We start from the raw sequence: 17,756 nt of genomic DNA on the forward strand, positions 1-17,756 counted from the left end.
TGACGGTGGAGCGCTATTTCCGGACCCGGTTGGCGATCAGCCCCTGCGGTTTGATCATCAGAATGCCTACCACAATGGCGAGGACCCACACCTTGGCCAGTACGCCGCTCAGGAAGAACTCCAGAATAGACTGCGACTGGGCAATACTGAATGCAGCCAGTACGGTTCCCAGAAGACTGCCGGCTCCGCCGAATACGACCACGATGAAGGTGTCCACGATATAGAGTGAACCTGCAGCCGGAGAAACCGAACCGATGGTCGTAAAGACGGCCCCGGCAATTCCGGCGATCCCGCAGCCCAGCGCAAAGGTTACCCGGTCCACTTTCTTCGTGTTAATCCCTACAGCATTGGCCATCTCGCGGTTTTGAACGGTTGCGCGAACATTCAGTCCCCAGCGGGAACGATGCATAAGGAAGGCAACCAGCAGGGTCATCACAATCGAGGTCCCCAGCAGAAACAGGCCGTTAAGAGGAATATCAATCGTGTCGGTCGGCGACCAGGATCCCATCAGCCATTCAGGAAGGATGGCGCTGTCTTCGCGGCCGCCGAAAATGAAGCGGAAGCCCTGCTGCATAATCATGCTGACCCCCCAGGTCGCCAGCAGCGTATCAAGCGCCCGGTGGTAGAGATGACGCACCAGCATAAATTCGACTAAATAGCCGAGCAGAAAAGCCACAACAAAGGCCATGATAATGGCAAAAATAAAGTAGTAGGGCAGCAGGGATGGACAGTACTTCGTCACTAAGTCGGAAATAACAACGGTGGTATACGCACCCGCCGTGAGAAACTCCCCGTGAGCCATGTTGATGACTTTCATCTGGCCGAAGATGATGGCCAGCCCAAGTGCCATCAGCAGAAAAACGGAAAACTGGCTAAGGCCCGCAAAGCCCTGCATTATGAAAATACTGCGCAGTTCCTCTCCCGTATATTCTGAGAAAATATTGATAAAACCTAGTATCCCGTACATGGGGGAGACTCCTTTTGATGCGGATGGTATGAAGCCATTCGTTGGATGAATGTATAGAGACGGCGCGCACCGCGCCCCGCTGAGCGGCGGGGTGCGCGCGAATGAATGATCCGATTATTTGTAACCTTCCGGGAACGGATTAGGTTCAATCAGCTCGTCAGATTCGGCGATCATTTCGAACTGACCGTTCTTGAGCATTTTGCCGATCCGGGCTTTTGACCAGAGATGGTGATTGTCCGCAATACGAACATAGCCTTCCGGTGCTCCGGTGAATTCAACGTCTTCTGATGCGGTGGCTACGTTATCAATGTCGAAGCTGCCGGCTTTTTCAACGGTAGCTTTCCACAGCCACGGGCCAAGATAAGCCGCCTGAGTCACATCGCCGATCACGGAGTCGTCGCCCCACATGTCCTTAAAGGCTTCCACAAACTTGACGTTGTTCTCGTTGCCGAGGCTCTGGAAGTATTTCATGCATGCATAAAAGCCTTCGCAGTTTTCACCGCCAATACCGAGGATTTCGTCCTCAGTGGTGGAAATCGTCAGCAGCAGCTTGTTCTTCTTCGCCAGCGATTCGCCAGTGATGCCCGCCGCATGCAGCTGCTTGTACCAGGAAACATTCGAGCCCCCGACGACGATCGAATAGATGCAGTCCGGTTTTTTCAGTTTCACTTTGTTGATGAGTGAACCGAAACTGGTGTGGCCCAGCGGGTAATAATCTTCTCCAACAACTTTGCACCCCTTCAGATGCTCCTCAATGTGACGACGCGCAATCTTATTGCTGGTACGCGGCCAGATGTAGTCGGAGCCGATCAGGTAAAATGTGCGGCAGCCCTGAGCATAGGCCCAATCCAAGCCCCACAGAATCTGCTGCGTTGCCTCCTGACCGGTGTAAATGACGTTTTTAGAGGCTTCTAGTCCTTCATAGAAGGTCGGATAGTAGAGCATACCGTTTTCTTTTTCGAAAATCGGCAGAACGGCTTTACGCGAAGCAGAAGTCCAGCATCCGAAAACCGAGGCAACCTTGTCTTGCACCAGCAGTTTTTTTGCTTTCTCCGCAAATGTCGGCCAGTCGCTGGCTCCGTCTTCCTGGATAATCTTAATCTTGCGTCCCAGTACGCCACCCATATCGTTAATCTGCTTGATGGCAAGGCGTTCTGCTTCGACAGATCCCGTCTCACTGATCGCCATCGTGCCGCTGATCGAGTGCAGCTGCCCGACGGTGACATAGTTATCACCCACGCTTATTCCGCTAGTGGCGACCGCTGCGGTAGGATACTTATCCAGCACCGGGTTTTTCCAGTCATCAGCGGCAGCTGCATTCAAGGCTGCTGACAGCAAACAGGCGGCGCCCAGTTTGCCCGCTAAAGCGCGATTTCGAACTTTACTTTCAATATTCATAACGCTATCTCTCGTGTTGCTTATTAGTTAGTTAGTTAACTCTCTCTTCACGAGAAGAGTGAGTTGGTTTAGTTGAGGCAGACCACCGGATTGCTGTTCCAGAGCAATCCGGTTTTTTTCTTTCATCAAGATTTCGGCATCGGTCCCATTTTGATGCCGTCGGGATAATACTTCCAGCCATCACGGATTTTGATCTTATCGTCCCAGGGCAGTTTGTATTCACCCTTCGCCAGATCTTCCACCCAGGTCAGATAGTTTTCTTTTTCGCCGCCCGGTTTGCCCACATAGGCCCGGCAGCCGAGGTTGAAAATATTGTTTTCCAGCGCCCAGTTCTCACGCGCTTTGTCGACCATCCGCGGGAAGAGCTCTGCGGTAACGATTTCCCAGGGGTTGCGGTGACCCTGTTGAATCACATTACCATCGTAGTTACAAACCGTACCCTCACCGAAGTAGTAGAATACGCCATCGTAACCCGCGAGGTTCACAGACATCGTATACATCAGGTTCTGCCATGCGTTGCTCTGATTGGTCAGAATCCACTGGTCATTCACCTGAGTCGAGTAGCCGGAAATGCGGATGTATACGTTGCATCCTTTGTACGCTGCTTCGCGGGCCAGTTCCGGGAACATACCGTCATGACAAATACAGACCGCAAGCTTGGCCCCCTTCGGACCGTCACAAACCGGCATACCGTAATTACCCGGCGCCCACGGCTCAATCGGAACCCACGGCTGCAGTTTGCGGTAATGCAGGGCGATTTCACCTTTGTTGTTAATAATGATTGCCGTGTTATACGGCGGCAGCGAAGGATCGTCGTTCACCTCCATGAGTGAAAAGACACCCCAAACATCATTGCGGATACAGGCCTCTTTGAACTGACCGATTTCCGGACTGTCGATCGTCAGCAACATTTCATCATACGTCCAGATGGCCGTATTCAAGCCCTGCGTCGAGTATTCCGGAAATACAATCAAATCAAGGCCCGGATATCCGGCCTTCGTGGTGTCAACGGTTCTGCAGATTTCGGTTACCTGACGTTGAATGTCTTCAGGACCTTTGATAACTGGAGCCGGAAATTGAACCATTGCGGTTAATAAGGCCTCGTCCCATGAACTTACACTACCCGTGCTACCCATTGTATTTGTCTCCTTGTTTAAGTTGCGTTGCCGGCGCCTAAATCTCACACCGTGAGCACCGCCGAATGATAAAGATCCCAACGCATAGGGTGTGCCAACGAGAAAAGACGGGCGGCAAACAGGAAATGTATACTTGTGTAATACTCTATATATTAATGGGTTAAAATTTATTAACAAATATAACCTAAATATATGTACATAATTTAAGTATATATATTTATGTATACGTGATTGTATACATTTAATCCATAGATACATTAATGTTACTTTCAAGTAATACCCGATCACCTTTTCAGGCTAGGAAAGTATGATTGAGATGAGGCGGAGAACCTTCCGAAGACAGCTGCTGCTGTCCCAGATCCATGACGCCAGACAGCAGCTGTTTTGCAGGCAGGCCGCTCCGCACGGCGGATCCCATCCCAAACCGGTCGACCGTTTGAATTTCCTCGCGTAATGGAACTTTATTCCAAGGTCTTTCTTTATACGGAAAATTCGGCTGCTGTGAATAAGAGGGCTCACGCCGCCGACCTAGATCCGAAAAGTTTAAAGAACGGCTCTTTCGGAGCTTCCTTCCAATAAAGGGCTCCGTTTTATAAAAAAGCTTTCATCAGTGCTTCTTTGAAGGAAGCCTGCACATTGTTCCGGCCTAACAGAATATTTTCACGCAACCGGTCTCGGGCTTCAGACCTCCGCCCCTGCTCAATTAGAGCAAGAATCAACAGATGCTCGTCACAAGTCGTTTTTAAACGGTCAAACGTGTTGATATTTTTTACCCGAAGAAACCGTAGCTGGCTGTTGGCATCGTGCATGGCCTTTGAAAACACCGGGTTTTCCAGTAGATCCACGAGACCTTCATGAAAACGCTCGTCTGCATCGCCCCAGAAAATAGGGTCAATAGCCCCGTCTGGCGGGAACTTCGCGTGCTGCTCCCATTCCAGTTTGAGGTCTGAAATTTTGATTGAGCTCGCAGGCGTGAAGGCAAACTCCTCGACGGCATACAATTCGAGAGCCGTTCGCATTTCGTAGATGTGATCAATATTTTCAACGGACAGTTTGCGCACACTGCAGCCGACATTCCGTTCTTTAAGAACCAGTCCGTTATCGATCAGCATGCTCAATGCTTCACGCACTGGAATTCGGCTGACGGCAAATTCGTCGCACAGGGTCTTTTCGGTGAAACGCTGACCCGGAATATAATCCCAGTTTAAAATGCGCTCTTTCAGCACACTGTAGATGGTCTTTGCAGTGTGTTTTTCGGGCTGTTTACTCATAACCGTATGATCCGTTATCCAATAAGTACTGTCTAAACGTAAAAGGCATTATTATAAGCTCAAAACTCCCGGAATTAAAAGCGCCTGCCCAGCGCAGAATGAATGTCGATTATTTCAGTGCTTTAGCCCTTAGCAGCAGCAGAAAATTTCATATTAACGCCTCAAATTATAACTACCTCCAGCCCTCTTCGGCTCCACAAAGGAAAAGTATAATAACGGTCCTTAATCCGGTATGACTGGCCTGAATTCCACAGCATGGTTTCATATACACTTTTATCACTCGTGCCATTGTCATCAAAGCTTACAACCTTTGAATTTAAATTACTCTTTGATTCTAAAAAATAAGTGCCCGCCATAAAATTCCCCTAATAAGCCGAAAAAAATGCATCACATATTAACACAATAATTTTTCGTGCCGGGCGTTTTATTCTCACAACCCAAACAACTGGAGACCGATAATGAAAACTCAGGTATTGAAACAAGCAGGACTCGTAATGGCACTCTTCGGCGCGGCCTATATGGCCGAAGCACAGGGCTCTGGAAGACAGCGCCCGAATTTTGATGAAATACTCGAAAAATACGATGCTGACGGTGATGGAAAACTCAGTGACAGTGAACGTGAAGCCATGCGCAGCGAAATGGGACAGCGCGGACGTCGCGGTGGACAGGATGGACAGCGCGGACAGGATGGACAGCGTGGACAGGGTGGACAGCGTCCGAATTTTGAAGCAATACTGGCCAAATATGATGCCGACGGCGACGGAAAGCTTAGCGACGCTGAACGCGAAACCATGCGCAGTGAAATGGGTCAGCGCGGCAGTCAGCGGCGCCGCGGACCGGACGGTACTTCGGACATGCTTAAAAAATATGACACCGACGGAAACGGCGAACTCTCCGCCACCGAACTCGCAAAGCTTATGGCCGATAAGGAGTCCGGTTCGCCTGCTGAATCTGAAGGACGCCGCCCGGGCCCTAATATGGGCGAAGGGCGCCAGGAACGTCAGGGCGGACGTCAGGAACGTGCAAGCGGCCAGCGCATGAGCCGTGAAGAAGCGATGAAAAAATATGATACCGACGGCGACGGTAAACTCAGCGACAGTGAACGTGAAGCCATGCGGGCTGATATACGCAAAAACCGCAACTAATCCATCCCGATAAATAACAAGGTTGCCTGCGGCACTCAGAACCCCATTCTGAGTGCCGTTTTTTTTTGCATGGCCCCACCGGTTGCCCGCAAGCGGTTCAGTTTATATTTGTCTTAAGCAACTCTCCCCATAGAGAAGTCATGAACTTTCCTGCATTTACGATGCGGGGTTCTGTACTGCGTCTTCCTGTGAGTGGCATCACAGCCACAGCAGATGCCGACGGTGCTTTTCCAAACATTGGAAACTGACGGCGCCGCTTCCCGCAGATAAAAAAGGCCGAACACTTCCGCGCCCGACCCTCATCGAAAAGATGACCGATTGATTACCGTGACCGCCCGCCCCCGCCGGAGGAACTTCTCGAAGACGAACCGGAGTTCTGTGAGGATGACCCCGAGTTTCTTGAAGAGGAACCGGAGTTCCGGGAGCCGCCGCTGTTCGAGGAATTCCGGTTGGACTGCTGACCGCCCGGCTGGAATCCACTGGAAATACGTTCCGCCAGCCGGGCCCGCTGATCCGGCGACATGGATTCCACCATGGAACGCATCTGCTGGAAGGCCTGAGCGCGTTGCGAATTCGAGGCCTGCCGGGAATTCTGTGCCGAACGGTTCGAGGTTTTGGCAGTTTTTGAACCACCCTGCTCGATAACCGCCAGCATTCCCTGACCGTAGCCGGCTTCGGCATTGTCTTTTACATGCTTGGCAGGGGTGTAATCGACCCGGTAGGTTTCCACCTCGCCGGTGATAATGTGTTCAACCGTTACCCCTTCGAATGTGATTTCTTTGATATCCCATTCGCTGAGAAAATCGACAATCGGTTTTCGTGAATCCCGCGAATCGGTAATCCGGCTGATGACGGAATCCACATCGCCCTTCCAGACCCGGAGGTTGGCTTCAGGACGGTATTTCAACGAAAAGACCGCACTGCTTTCCTCACCGACATATACTCCTTTTACCAGCAAATCCGGAAACGTATTTTGTCCGGTGGCTTTGCGCTCTTTTACAAACAGATGCTTTTCCACCACCTCCTCCATCGTGGGCAGGTCGTTGCCGGGATCAAAATTTTCCGGTACCCGGACATCGTAGGGGGTTTCGCCATCCATCGAAAAACCGGTTTCCATCGGTGCGCGTGCGGAAATGACGACAGCAACGGCACCGGCGATGCAGAGGACACCAAGCCCGGGAATTAAAAAGCGGGTATATTTCAAACTCATTTTTCACCTCCGGCCTGGCAGATAATCTGGATCGACATATTCAGCGACAGCCGCGGTTCGGCGGTGTCGGTGCTTTGGTCGCGCCGGCGGCGACGGGTGCGCCGTTCCGCCAACGAAAAATCCTGAACCAGAATGAGCGGACGATAGGTTTCCAGCCGATGGATAAACTTCAGGATTTCCGGATAGCGCCCTTCGCCCCGCAGTTCCAGATTCAGCTGATTCGCGGCATCGCCGACCGATGACCGGCCGGCCGTGGTTTCCAGTTCAAGATCGGGCCCGAGTTCATTCAGCAGCTTGATCATGGCGGTCTGGGTGAGAATACGGTTTTCAATCGGAGGAAAAAGCAGGTCGTCCGCCTCGCGCAGAGCACTTTTCAGTTTTTCATGCTCCTCTTCAATGGCCCAGCCATCGAGCTCGAGAACATACAGATCTTCGAGCAGCGCCGCTTCTTCCTGCAGCAGTTCCAGCTGTTCCTCACGAAAGGCCGCCGCCTTTTTACCGATGGGATAAAGCACCAGCCCGAACAGCAGCACCGTGCCGCCGGCCAATACATACAGCCGCTCTCTGCGCGACAATTTTGCCAAAGGGTTCTTCATAACGTTATCTCCTCAAACTCACGCTGAGCTCAAATTCGTGGTAATCGCCCTCTTTCCTTCCGATATCGGACGTATTCAGGGTATCAACAAACGGCAGCGCCATAACCAGCTCCGGCAGCTTGTCGGGCTCTTTGGAATTGCCCTTCAGGGTCAGCTGCTCTCCATCATAGGAAAATCCGTTCAGATACGTATCTTCCGGCAGGGCCTCGGAAAGAGCACTCAGCATTTCCATGGTGCTCGTGCGGGATTCACACACCCGCTCCAGCTGGATCAGCTGCTTGCGGAAAATCCAGTTCTGCGTACGCATCTCCTGGATATCGGCCGTGGCCCGGTTCATTTCCTGAATCTCCTGCGCCACCCTTTTGCGCTGCAGCCAGGGCGAACCGGATTTGAGTGCATAAGCCGCCGCCAATTCAACCCCCAGCAGAATACAGAGTGCTGAAATCACCAGCGTCCGGCGACTGATCGGAACCTTCCGCTTTTTATCTTCAATCAGATTGAGTGTCACCTCCGGCACCACCGAGGCCCCCAGCAGCACCTCGGCCAAGGGCTCCTGATCGTCCCTCAGCGCCGTTGCCTCGGCCTCCGGAATTTCCAAAGGCTGGACATGCAGGCCGAAAGCCGTCGCCAGTTCCATCTCCAGCTCTTCCGCCGATTCCGCACCTCCGGTCAGAATGCGGCTGATGCCTTCATCGCCCAGCCAGCTTTTATTTTTGGCCGCCATCTGCCGCGCCGCCGTAACCACCCGCTGCGGACCAAACCCCGGCATCGACCGCGACAACAGCTGCGAATCCTGCAAAATATCCTCGCCATAGAGGCAGAGTTCCATGTGTTCGGCATCAGCCAGCACCAGCATCGTCGGAATGTCTGAAAGAGTGGACGATACCGCCGAACTGAACGCCACCGCTTCATCGATCGGTACACCGGCCTGTTCAAACTGATCAATCAGATCGCGCACATCAGCCCGCCGTGCAGCCGTCAGATTCAACACCACCTGCTGCCCGTCGGGAGAATCCGCAGTGGACCAGCCCATCAGCCGTTCCTCCTCCGGCAACGGAATATGGCGTACCGCTTCGAAACGGATCATATTTTCAAGTTCATCGCGTGCGGCCGCAGGATAGTGCAGCGTACGCTGAATGACGGTATTCCGGGGGATACAAAGGGTCACGCGCGCCGGTGTTTTTTCCTCGGCCTTCATCCGTTCCGCAAGGGTTTCAAACAGCTGTTCATTCCGCGGGAACCGCTCGACAAACCGTACCTGAGTACCGAGCATACTGCGGTCGACAAAGGCGACATCCACCGTCTGATCCCCGAACAGAATACACATTGTTGTTTTTGCGCTCATAACATTTTGTCCTAACTGACTGGTCTAAATTTCTTCCTCTTCCGGCACCCCGTACGTGAGAATGCGTTCAATCATTTCGCCCGAAGCATTTTCCACCATATCCTCGAGTTCATAGCTTGCGCCATTGCCCTCGCCCAGCTTGAGTTCCACCAGAAGAAAGCGCCGCGAACGGAAGGTGATTTCTTCCGGAACCTCTCCGAAAATGGATTTTTCCTCTTCATCCTGTGCGTCCGGGGCAAAGCCCTGCGCAATCAGGTAAAGGGTATCCGGCATCGTATTCACCTGCTCATATTCCAGTTCTTCATCCTCATCCGTATCCACATCGTCCGGATAGGTGCCCTGCAGAATATATTGCGCCGATGCCTCGCCCTCGGGGCTGTTGTCACCGATCAGATAACGCTGCAGACCGCCGCCCCAAACCATATCATCTTCGATGTGGGCGGGATGGCCCCGGCCGTAAAAAAGATCCGGTGTTATTCCGTAGACGAGCATCAGCTCCTCCGGCGATTCGAGTCTGCCGTTTTTTACATGGCGGGGATTATCCAGTGCCTGGTAATCCTCTTCCTCCATACCGTTGGCGCGGGTGTTACTGTCGGCATCGATCCAATCGAGAATGGCATCGACCAGTTCACTGCGGTCGGTGCCCTCATCCATATCGCAGGCCACTTCAAAAAGACGATGCCAGCTTTCCTGGCCGAGCTCATTCGGATCGATGGCAGAGGGTTTATATACCAGCTGATAGGCCAGCATGCCGCGGCCCAGCGCATAGCCGGAACGGTATTCCTGCAGCTCCTCGATCACCGTTTCATAATCTTCGGTACCGGAAACCAGATAGGCATCGCCATACCCGTTGGCATACAGCCGGGTATTGTCCTGCCCGATTTCCAGCCGCGCCAGCGCCAGCGCACTGCGGCAGAGCTGGGTGTTGACCGCCTCTTCATAGCTGCTGCCCGCCGCCTTCAGTTCCGCATTCATATCCGCGCCGAAATTCGCCACCAGCAGTGCCAGAATCACCGCCACCGCCAGCACAATAATCAGCGCCGAGCCTTCTTTGGGATGGGTCGGAGATCGGAGCCTCATATTCCGTTTCTCCGAATGCTGTAATCAAAATAGAGGATTTCGGTTTCCATTTTCGGCAGCTTGATTTCCATCTCCACAAAATCAGGCAGTTCCAGCGCATAGTCGCCCTCAATATCTTCCGGTTCGAGTTCCACCGGCTCCGGTTCATCGGTCATGCCCTCTTCATCCAGCTGCCAATGACGGAAAAAAATCATCTCCGCTTTATCCAGCAGCCGGACCTCCTGCTTCGGCAGTTCAGCATCGGACGTGAACATCGCATTATCGCCCCAATCCTCGCCCACCGGATTATCAATGCCCTGCAGGAACGAGACATCCGTCAGCCAGAGACTTTGCAGGTCCGTCTCCTCGTCGGTCCGGACTTCCAGCACAATCCAGTGCATATAGCCATCGCGCTCCGTTCCGAGAAAAGGGCGCTCCAGGCAGAAACCCACCGCCGTCTCTTCGCCGCGGTAGCGGTAATCGCCATCCGCCGAATCGTACGAACCCTCCTCTTCCAGCATCGACTGTTCTTCCTGCGTCAACTGCAAAGCCCGGGCATCGCGCAGCGCCCCGCCGAGCACCATTTCGAGCGACCGCAGCCGCGTCAGATTATCCAGCGCCGCCGTACCCTGCTCCACCGAGTCGGTCGCATTGCGCAGCACGCCCGCAATCGAGCTGCACAGAATACCCATCACCGCCAGCGCCACGAGCAGCTCCATCAGGGTGAAACCCTGTTTCGAAACCTGAAATGGATCCACCTTTAAAAAGCATGTTTCCTTGTTCGCTATGGGATATTCCCTATTCATCTTCAAAAAGCTCAATTCCGTTCAGCTTCACGTGGTGTACCGGATCCCCGCCGACATCATCACTCCACGATACCGTGACTTCCAATTCGCAGGGCACCAAAGCATCCGTCAGGCTCTCGTCATCGCCATCCATTCCGGGCAGCTCATCAATATCCATCAGCTCCACCGTTGCCGTCCACGAAAAGCGCCCCTCCTCCCCGGAGGATTCCGACTCCGGTACGTAGGTGAACCGGCGCAGCGCATTCATTTCCCGCGAGGCCATCCGCACGGCCATCGCATGGTCTTCCGTAAAACTGATATCGCGCAGGTTATAGCCCAGCGCCGTCAGCATCCCGGTCACCCCGATCGCAAAGACGACGAGCGCCACCAGCACCTCAAGCAAGCTGAAGCCGCTGCGCCCGTTCATTGCGATTCTCCTTTGGAAACCGAAACCGTTTTCGGCCGGCCGGTGAGAATATCGGCGGCAATGTGGAGCTGTATTTCATCTTTCACCAATGTGATTCCGCCGCCGGTGCTGCCGCCGAAATGGGTGAAAGAAACCGCCGGCTGCTCCACGGCGGTTTCGGTGTCCGATGCCGGTGTTTCCAAGGTCTGGAAACCGGAATCCTCGTCGTCGGTCTCATCGGTCTGAATCTGGTCGGCCGTGAAGGCTTCGAGTGCATAGTCCTCATCAAACGTCACCGTTTTTTCAAAAACATTGGTGTCGATTTCCAAGGTCTGGAAAACGGAGTCCCCGGTTTCCAATGCCTGGAAGCGGCGCGCCTCAACCATATGAACTTCCCGCGTTTCGGAATCGATCCGAAGATCGATCCTCACCTTGCGGCTCATCGCCGCCATTCGGGCTTCTGTCATCAGCTGCATGATTTTGCGGCCCTCTTTACGGAGCCCATGTTTCGGCGACGTCATGCTGTCGATGGTCGGTATGCTGATCGTGGTAATCACGACGATAATCGCCATCACCACCAAAAGCTCAATCATCGTGAAGCCGGACTTACAATGTCGAAGGTCTATCCGTCCAAAGTCAAAGGTCGAACTCCGCGCCACAGACCTTTGACTTTTCAAAAATTGACTTCTGCCCTTGGACATTTCGACTTTCGACCTGCTTTTCGTTAATCCAGATTCGAGAGATCGGCGTCAAATTTACCTTCACCGCCCTCGCTGCCGTCGGCTCCGTAGGAGATAATTTCAAACGGTTCACTGTCCGGACCCGGCGCGGTATACACATAGTCGTTGCCCCAGGCATCCTGCAGATGGCGCTCTTTCTTGAGGTATTTCGGACCCCAGCTGCCGTCATCATCCTCCGGCGCCGTGATCAGCACCGACAGGCCTTCGTCTTCGGTCGGATAGCGGCCCATATCGAGTTTGAAACGTTCGAGCGCATTTTCCAGCGTCGTGAACGATGCGCGCACCGCCTTGACTTTGGCTTTATCTTCCTGACCCGAAAAGTTCTGCACCGCAATGGTACCGATCACCATAAGAATCACCAGTACCACCAACAGTTCCACCAATGTGAAACCCGATTTGCTCTGTTTCCTTTTCTTCTGATTCATCACTTCCTCCGTTCTACTGTTTAAATTCAACCCTTCATCTGCACCGATGATCACTGCTCTTTTCTATCCGGCCGAGGTGCTCATGGCCATGATCCCCTGCATCATGCCGACCACAATAAAACCGACGACGACGGCGAGGATCACGATAAACGCCGGTTCAAGCACACTGACAAAACGTTCGGTGCTGGCGGTGACTTTTTCTTCGTAACGCTCCGCCACTTTATCGAGCATATTTCCGAGCTCGCCGGAATCCTCGCCCATGGCAATCATGCGCGCCGCAAGTTCAGGAAAGAGCGGTTCATTCTGCAGCACGGGGCCCATCGGTTTTCCGCCCTGCACATTTTCATAGACCAAGCGCATCAGCTTACGCAGCGCGGCATTGCCCAGCGTTCCGCCGGTGATGGAAAGGGCCTGCAGAATCGGAACCTGACCTTCGAGCAGAGCGGCAAGCATACGGCAGAAACGGCTGGTTTCCGCCTCGGCCAGCAGACTTCCAAGGATTGGAAACTTCAACAGTTTGGTGCCCCAGGCCACTTTTCCCTCTTCATTCCGCGTCCAGAATTTAAACCCGGTGAAGGCCAGAATCAGCAACAGCGGTCCAAGCCACCAATACTGAATGCTGAACTCGCTGATGGCCATCAGTGCACGGGTGGATGCGGGCAGCAGCTGCCCTGTACCTTCAAAAAGCGAGGTCAGTTTCGGAATCACCACCATCATCATGACCGCCACCACCACAACCCCCATGATGAGCAGCAACGACGGGTAGATCATAGCCGTGACCACTTTGGACTTCAGCTTCTGGCGGCGTTCGAGCAGTGCGGCAATACGCCGCATGATCAGATCGAGCGATCCGGAAGCTTCGCCGCCGCGCACCATGTTGGAATAAAAGCGTTCAAACACCTTGGGATGCCGGGCCAGCGCATCAGCAAAAGAGGCACCGCCGGTGACATCTTTCCAGACTTCGGAAAGCACTTCTTTAAACCGTTCGTGACTGCAGAGATCGGCCTGGGTTTTCAACGCCTGTTCCAGCGGAATCTTTGCATCGAGCAGTGCGGAAGTTTCGGACGAAAATTCCATCAGCTGCTGATTCGTAATCCGGCCGCCAAGCGATTTTGAGGCAGAGGAAAACCCTTCGGCAGAAGCACTGTCGGCAATATTGAGCACCACCAGCCCTTTTTGCTGGAGCTGCTGAACCGCCCGCGCTTCAGTCGGCGCTTCAATGAGACCCGTTCTCGATTCCCCGCTCGATGTAATGGCTTTATATGAGAATTTTTTCATGCACCGTACTCAAACCTATACCCACTGGGTTACCCTCCGGACTTCTTCCACCGTGCTGACGCCATCCATCATGGCCTGCCAGCCGCATTCGCGCAGGAGTTTGGTCCCGGATCGGCGGGAGAGTTCACGGATCGGACCGGCTTCGGGCGATTTCTGGATCAGCTCGCGCATTTCGTCATTCACCGTCATCAGTTCATATAACCCGACGCGGCCGTAGAATCCGGTGCCGTCGCACTTCTCGCATCCTTTTCCGCGATAGAGTTTATATTCCGGCTCCACCGCTTCTGGAAAATCGGAGAGATGGCTCTGTTTAAGCGTATAGGGTTCCGCACAATGCGGGCAGATGCGGCGGCACAAACGCTGTGCCAATGAGCCGGTCAGGGCCGAGGCAATCAGATAACTTTCGACGCCCATATCGGCCAGACGCGCAATTGATCCGGCGGCATCGTTGGTATGCAGCGTGGAAAGCACCATGTGACCGGTGAGCGAAGCCTGAATGGCAATGTCGGCGGTTTCGGCATCGCGGATTTCACCGACCATAACAATATCGGGGTCCTGCCGCACAATGGACCGCAGGCCGTTCGCAAAGGTCATACCGATCTTGGGATTCATCTGGATCTGGTTAATGCCGCCGAGGCGGATTTCCACCGGATCCTCGATGGTAATGATTTTAACCTTTTCGCTGTTCAGATGGGTCAGGGCAGTGTGCAGTGTGGTGGTTTTACCGCTTCCGGTCGGCCCCGTGACGAGAATAAAGCCCTGGGGCTGTTCCACCATCTTCGTAAACAGGGTTTCTTCGCGTTCCGGCATGCCGAGACTGGCAAAGTTGAGTTCCACCTGCTGTTGGTTGAGCAGACGAATCACAATATTTTCGCCGTAGATTGTGGGTGTGGTGGCGACGCGCATATCGAGGTCGTGCCCCTGAATCTGCATTTTAATGCGGCCGTCCTGCGGAATGCGCCGCTCAGCAATATCAAGTTTGGCCAGCAGTTTCATGCGCGAGGTGACGGCGGCATGATGCTTTTTGTCAATCGATTCCGCTTCGTGCAGTACGCCGTCCACGCGATAGCGAACGCGCAGATTGTATTCGCCGACTTCCACATGAATATCCGAGGCACGCTTTTCCACGGCCTGGGTAATGATGAGATTCACCATGCGCACCACTGGCGCTTCCAGCGCGAGATCGCGCAGATGCTCCTCTTCATCGCCCCAGTCGCCGGCTTCAAAGACCTCGGCATCCTGCATCATGCTGCCGAGATTGTTTGCGGCAAAATCTTCGATGCGCAACAGCGCATCATCCATTTCCGGCGTCGGCACCAAAAAGACCGGAAGCTCTTCGCCCTGCCGCAGTCGTGCGGCTTCGATGGAGGACCAGTCGGTTGGATCATCGGTGATGGCAATCAACATTTCATCTTCGTGCGCAAAAAGCAGCCGATGCTCCATCATGAAGGGATAGGGAAGATCGTCGTCCAGACAGAGGTGTTCGGCGGGTTTTTCCATTCCGCAGATGGGCAGTCCGTATTGTTCAGAGAGCGCTTTGGTGAGATCCAGCGGCTGGATGTCGCCGTTTTCGACGAGGATTTTTCCAATCTTCGGAACTCCTCCGCCCTCGTGCTGTTTTCGTATCGCGGCCTGCACCGCATCGCGGCTGGCCGCTCCGTGAGCCACCAGAATATCGCCGATTTGACGATAGGCCATTATTCCGACTCCTTCATATCTTTCGTTTTCAGGCCGAAATCTTCCGGAGCATCATCATCGAGATTATAGAGACTTCGAATGTCCTTTTCATCCATCGCGCCGAGAATCTTATGGCGAAACTCCTGAGTCAGCAGATCGGTTTCTTCGCGGGTATCCACCACACGCGGCGTCATAATCATCAGAATTTCAGACCCCACCTTGGCCGTTTTGGTGCGTCCAAAAATCCAGCCGATATACGGAAGGCGGTTGAGAAACGGAATGCCCGTTCGTATTTTCTGATCGGTCCGCTCGATCAACCCGCCGAGAATCAGGGTCTGCCCGTCATCCACCTGTAGATTGGAACGGATTTCGCGGGTGTAGAATGTCGGGGCTTCATCATCTTGAGAATCTGCATCGATGGAGCGAACCGTCTGTTCCAGATCGAGTGTAACCATACGATAGTCATCGATTTTCGGCGTGACGGTCAGCGTGATTTTGGCATCGCGATAGTCGTAGGAATAGTTTTCTGTTCCGGAATCGGTCACACTGCTTTGTTCGATCGGAACTTCTTTACCGAAGGAAACTTCCGCTTCCATGCCATCGCGTGTGAGAACGGTCGGCGAGGAAAGAACCTGCAGCCGATCATCATCCTGCGCGGCGTGAATAAGGGCCATGGCCTTTTCATTGGCATTAAGCAGATAGGTCAGCCCGTCGGAAGCTTCCGAAAGAGCGGTCGCGCCGGAAGAAATTTCGTTCAACTCCAGACTGGCCGTCTGCGCGGCGGAATGAACGGGATCGCCGGAACCCAGAATCGACCATTCAATGCCGAGATCCAGACTTTCATCCAGTGTAACTTCCACCAGCACGGTTTCAATCAGGACCTGGCGCCGGGACCGGTCGAGATCCTCAATGGTTTTGGCAATCTCGCTGTGCATGTTTGACGGAGCGTTGACGATAAGGGTGTTGGTATCTTCATCGGAGAGGATGATAACTTCTTCATCGATAGTCGTGCCGGCTACGTCGCCGGCAGCCGGCTGGGTATTGCTTCCCGTCTTTTTGGCGGTGGTATTATTTTTCGAAGTGTTGGTTTTTGTATTGGTGCTTTTGGAATTGGTCGATGTTTTTGTATTCGCTTTCGTACTTGTTTTACCCAATTCCTGTTCCTTGGCCTGCGATTGGGCATAGAGGCTGGAATATAGATCATCCAGAGTGGCACCGATGGTTTCGGCTTCAACGACCTTGAGGCGGTAGATTTTGGTGACGCGCTCGTTGGTGCCGTCGGCGCGGTCAAGCATGGTGATCCAGCGTTCAATCTCGGGTACCATGGCGGCGGTGGTGTTATGCGCCACCACCATATTCAGCCGGGCAATTGCAAAAAACTGCACGGCGGAACCGTCGTATCCGGTGCGGCGGTAAAAGATGTTGGAAAGCTCGCTCGCCACATCGGTGGCATCAGCGGTTTTCAGCACATACTGCACAAGGACGGAGGACGGAACGTCCACGATAGCCAGCAGATCCTGCATCTGCTTGAGCCAGGCTTGCGTCCCCATCGCCACCAGAAGATTCGATCCGCTCATGCCGAATATCCGCTGCGGCTTTCCGCTGAAGTTGTTGAGAAAATCCTGCGCTGTGGAAGCATCGATGTTTTTCAGCTCAATGACGCCGATAATCGGTTTTCCCTCGGAATAGTCGGTTTCCTCTCCGACTTTTACGATTGGACGCAGCTCAGATGGAGAGAAAACCCAGACGCGGCCGCGTTCCATGCGCTGTACGCCGGCGGTATCGAGAATGGCATCGAACATTTCCAGTTTGTCGTCCCGTTCCCATTCCGTGACATTGCCGGCGCGAATGCTGACTTCCTGACTGACATTTACTGAAGGGGAAATGATGAATTCCATACCGAGATCACGGCAGAGCACTTCAATGCAGTCTTTGAGGGTGATATTTTCCCAGTTTACGGCTACCTGCGATCCGGTGGCGGCGCGCGTGACGCTACTGTTAAGTAAGGGATTCGGGCCGGTTTCGGTATTGGATGCATTGACGGTTGCATTACCGACCTGACCACCGGGCCTGCCCCCTGCTCCGGAGAATCCACCCGGTCGGCGGCGTTGCTGGTTTTCCTGCTGATCCTGAGCGTGAGCAACCGGTAACTGACCGGCTATTAACACACTTAACAATACAACCCCAAATCCCTTTTTACTCTGCATATGTGCACCCTTGTGTTGATTCAAGCCCGTCAGTTTTTATCCATTTCTTTATGAGACGTTATAAACGTGTTCAATAAAGACAGGCCCGCATCAAATAAAAACACGGACCTT

General features: G+C 53.4%; 16 protein-coding genes. 1 reads left to right on the top strand and 15 read right to left on the bottom strand.

Going from position 1 to position 17,756, the window contains the following annotated elements:
• Positions 1-13: 13 nt before the first annotated feature.
• From urtB to P9H32_RS07925, 4 genes are all read right to left on the bottom strand, one after another.
• Positions 14-895 (bottom strand): urea ABC transporter permease subunit UrtB, encoded by an 882-nt coding sequence (gene urtB / locus P9H32_RS07910; protein ID WP_431311699.1) that lies wholly within the window; start codon positions 893-895, stop codon positions 14-16.
• Between the two features lie 186 nt (positions 896-1,081).
• Positions 1,082-2,365, bottom strand: a complete 1,284-nt coding sequence (urtA, locus tag P9H32_RS07915) for an urea ABC transporter substrate-binding protein (RefSeq protein ID WP_322608353.1) — start codon at positions 2,363-2,365, stop codon at positions 1,082-1,084.
• A 125-nt stretch (positions 2,366-2,490) separates the two neighbouring features.
• The gene (locus P9H32_RS07920) at positions 2,491-3,501 is read right to left on the bottom strand and encodes a formamidase (protein ID WP_322608354.1); all 1,011 of its coding nucleotides are present in this window, start codon (positions 3,499-3,501) and stop codon (positions 2,491-2,493) included.
• Between the two features lie 590 nt (positions 3,502-4,091).
• Positions 4,092-4,772 (bottom strand): GntR family transcriptional regulator, encoded by a 681-nt coding sequence (locus tag P9H32_RS07925; RefSeq protein WP_322608355.1) that lies wholly within the window; start codon positions 4,770-4,772, stop codon positions 4,092-4,094.
• A gap of 458 nt (positions 4,773-5,230) precedes the next feature.
• Between P9H32_RS07925 and P9H32_RS07930 the strand changes: the two genes are divergently transcribed.
• On the top strand, positions 5,231-5,917 hold the full coding sequence (locus P9H32_RS07930; protein WP_322608356.1) for an EF-hand domain-containing protein: 687 nt from the start codon (positions 5,231-5,233) through the stop codon (positions 5,915-5,917).
• Between the two features lie 322 nt (positions 5,918-6,239).
• Here P9H32_RS07930 and P9H32_RS07935 read toward each other — a convergent pair whose 3' ends face one another.
• The 11 genes from P9H32_RS07935 to P9H32_RS07985 all read right to left on the bottom strand — a co-directional run bounded on the left by P9H32_RS07935 (position 6,240) and on the right by P9H32_RS07985 (position 17,645).
• Positions 6,240-7,127 (bottom strand): hypothetical protein, encoded by an 888-nt coding sequence (locus tag P9H32_RS07935; RefSeq protein WP_322608357.1) that lies wholly within the window; start codon positions 7,125-7,127, stop codon positions 6,240-6,242.
• The gene (locus P9H32_RS07940) at positions 7,124-7,723 is read right to left on the bottom strand and encodes a GspMb/PilO family protein (RefSeq protein ID WP_322608358.1); all 600 of its coding nucleotides are present in this window, start codon (positions 7,721-7,723) and stop codon (positions 7,124-7,126) included. The genes P9H32_RS07935 and P9H32_RS07940 overlap by 4 nt, the downstream gene beginning before the upstream one ends.
• Positions 7,724-7,727: 4 nt before the next feature.
• Entirely contained in the window at positions 7,728-9,068 is a 1,341-nt protein-coding gene (locus P9H32_RS07945) for a PilN domain-containing protein (protein WP_322608359.1), read from the bottom strand.
• Positions 9,069-9,092: 24 nt separating this feature from the next.
• Positions 9,093-10,148, bottom strand: a complete 1,056-nt coding sequence (locus P9H32_RS07950) for a type II secretion system minor pseudopilin (protein WP_322608360.1) — start codon at positions 10,146-10,148, stop codon at positions 9,093-9,095.
• The gene (locus tag P9H32_RS07955) at positions 10,145-10,885 is read right to left on the bottom strand and encodes a PulJ/GspJ family protein (protein WP_322608361.1); all 741 of its coding nucleotides are present in this window, start codon (positions 10,883-10,885) and stop codon (positions 10,145-10,147) included. The genes P9H32_RS07950 and P9H32_RS07955 overlap by 4 nt, the downstream gene beginning before the upstream one ends.
• Before the next feature lie 40 nt (positions 10,886-10,925).
• Positions 10,926-11,339 (bottom strand): prepilin-type N-terminal cleavage/methylation domain-containing protein, encoded by a 414-nt coding sequence (locus P9H32_RS07960; RefSeq protein WP_322608362.1) that lies wholly within the window; start codon positions 11,337-11,339, stop codon positions 10,926-10,928.
• Positions 11,336-12,019 carry a prepilin-type N-terminal cleavage/methylation domain-containing protein gene (locus P9H32_RS07965; RefSeq protein WP_322608363.1) on the bottom strand — a complete coding sequence of 228 codons (684 nt, stop codon included), beginning with the start codon at positions 12,017-12,019 and terminating at the stop codon, positions 11,336-11,338. The genes P9H32_RS07960 and P9H32_RS07965 overlap by 4 nt, the downstream gene beginning before the upstream one ends.
• A 23-nt stretch (positions 12,020-12,042) precedes the next feature.
• Positions 12,043-12,483 carry a type II secretion system major pseudopilin GspG gene (gene gspG, locus P9H32_RS07970; RefSeq protein ID WP_322608364.1) on the bottom strand — a complete coding sequence of 147 codons (441 nt, stop codon included), beginning with the start codon at positions 12,481-12,483 and terminating at the stop codon, positions 12,043-12,045.
• A gap of 63 nt (positions 12,484-12,546) precedes the next feature.
• On the bottom strand, positions 12,547-13,761 hold the full coding sequence (locus P9H32_RS07975; protein WP_322608365.1) for a type II secretion system F family protein: 1,215 nt from the start codon (positions 13,759-13,761) through the stop codon (positions 12,547-12,549).
• 15 nt (positions 13,762-13,776) lie between these two features.
• Positions 13,777-15,459 (bottom strand): GspE/PulE family protein, encoded by a 1,683-nt coding sequence (locus P9H32_RS07980; RefSeq protein WP_322608366.1) that lies wholly within the window; start codon positions 15,457-15,459, stop codon positions 13,777-13,779.
• Positions 15,459-17,645, bottom strand: a complete 2,187-nt coding sequence (locus P9H32_RS07985) for a secretin N-terminal domain-containing protein (RefSeq protein WP_322608367.1) — start codon at positions 17,643-17,645, stop codon at positions 15,459-15,461. The genes P9H32_RS07980 and P9H32_RS07985 overlap by 1 nt, the downstream gene beginning before the upstream one ends.
• Positions 17,646-17,756: the final 111 nt, after the last annotated feature.

Origin of the sequence: Pontiella agarivorans (genome assembly GCF_034531395.1) — a bacterium.
In the GTDB taxonomy this organism is placed as follows: domain Bacteria; phylum Verrucomicrobiota; class Kiritimatiellia; order Kiritimatiellales; family Pontiellaceae; genus Pontiella; species Pontiella agarivorans.

What these genes read in the sequence shown, in the direction of transcription:
- urtB (WP_431311699.1), bottom strand. Translation starts at nt 895, where the DNA reads ATGCAGGGCTTTGCGGGCCTTAGCCAGTTTTCCGTTTTTCTGCTGATG.
- urtA (WP_322608353.1), bottom strand. Translation starts at nt 2,365, where the DNA reads ATGAATATTGAAAGTAAAGTTCGAAATCGCGCTTTAGCGGGCAAACTG.
- P9H32_RS07920 (WP_322608354.1), bottom strand. Translation starts at nt 3,501, where the DNA reads ATGGGTAGCACGGGTAGTGTAAGTTCATGGGACGAGGCCTTATTAACC.
- P9H32_RS07925 (WP_322608355.1), bottom strand. Translation starts at nt 4,772, where the DNA reads ATGAGTAAACAGCCCGAAAAACACACTGCAAAGACCATCTACAGTGTG.
- P9H32_RS07930 (WP_322608356.1), top strand. Translation starts at nt 5,231, where the DNA reads ATGAAAACTCAGGTATTGAAACAAGCAGGACTCGTAATGGCACTCTTC.
- P9H32_RS07935 (WP_322608357.1), bottom strand. Translation starts at nt 7,127, where the DNA reads ATGAGTTTGAAATATACCCGCTTTTTAATTCCCGGGCTTGGTGTCCTC.
- P9H32_RS07940 (WP_322608358.1), bottom strand. Translation starts at nt 7,723, where the DNA reads ATGAAGAACCCTTTGGCAAAATTGTCGCGCAGAGAGCGGCTGTATGTA.
- P9H32_RS07945 (WP_322608359.1), bottom strand. Translation starts at nt 9,068, where the DNA reads ATGAGCGCAAAAACAACAATGTGTATTCTGTTCGGGGATCAGACGGTG.
- P9H32_RS07950 (WP_322608360.1), bottom strand. Translation starts at nt 10,148, where the DNA reads ATGAGGCTCCGATCTCCGACCCATCCCAAAGAAGGCTCGGCGCTGATT.
- P9H32_RS07960 (WP_322608362.1), bottom strand. Translation starts at nt 11,339, where the DNA reads ATGAACGGGCGCAGCGGCTTCAGCTTGCTTGAGGTGCTGGTGGCGCTC.
- P9H32_RS07965 (WP_322608363.1), bottom strand. Translation starts at nt 12,019, where the DNA reads ATGTCCAAGGGCAGAAGTCAATTTTTGAAAAGTCAAAGGTCTGTGGCG.
- gspG (WP_322608364.1), bottom strand. Translation starts at nt 12,483, where the DNA reads ATGAATCAGAAGAAAAGGAAACAGAGCAAATCGGGTTTCACATTGGTG.
- P9H32_RS07975 (WP_322608365.1), bottom strand. Translation starts at nt 13,761, where the DNA reads ATGAAAAAATTCTCATATAAAGCCATTACATCGAGCGGGGAATCGAGA.
- P9H32_RS07980 (WP_322608366.1), bottom strand. Translation starts at nt 15,459, where the DNA reads ATGGCCTATCGTCAAATCGGCGATATTCTGGTGGCTCACGGAGCGGCC.
- P9H32_RS07985 (WP_322608367.1), bottom strand. Translation starts at nt 17,645, where the DNA reads ATGCAGAGTAAAAAGGGATTTGGGGTTGTATTGTTAAGTGTGTTAATA.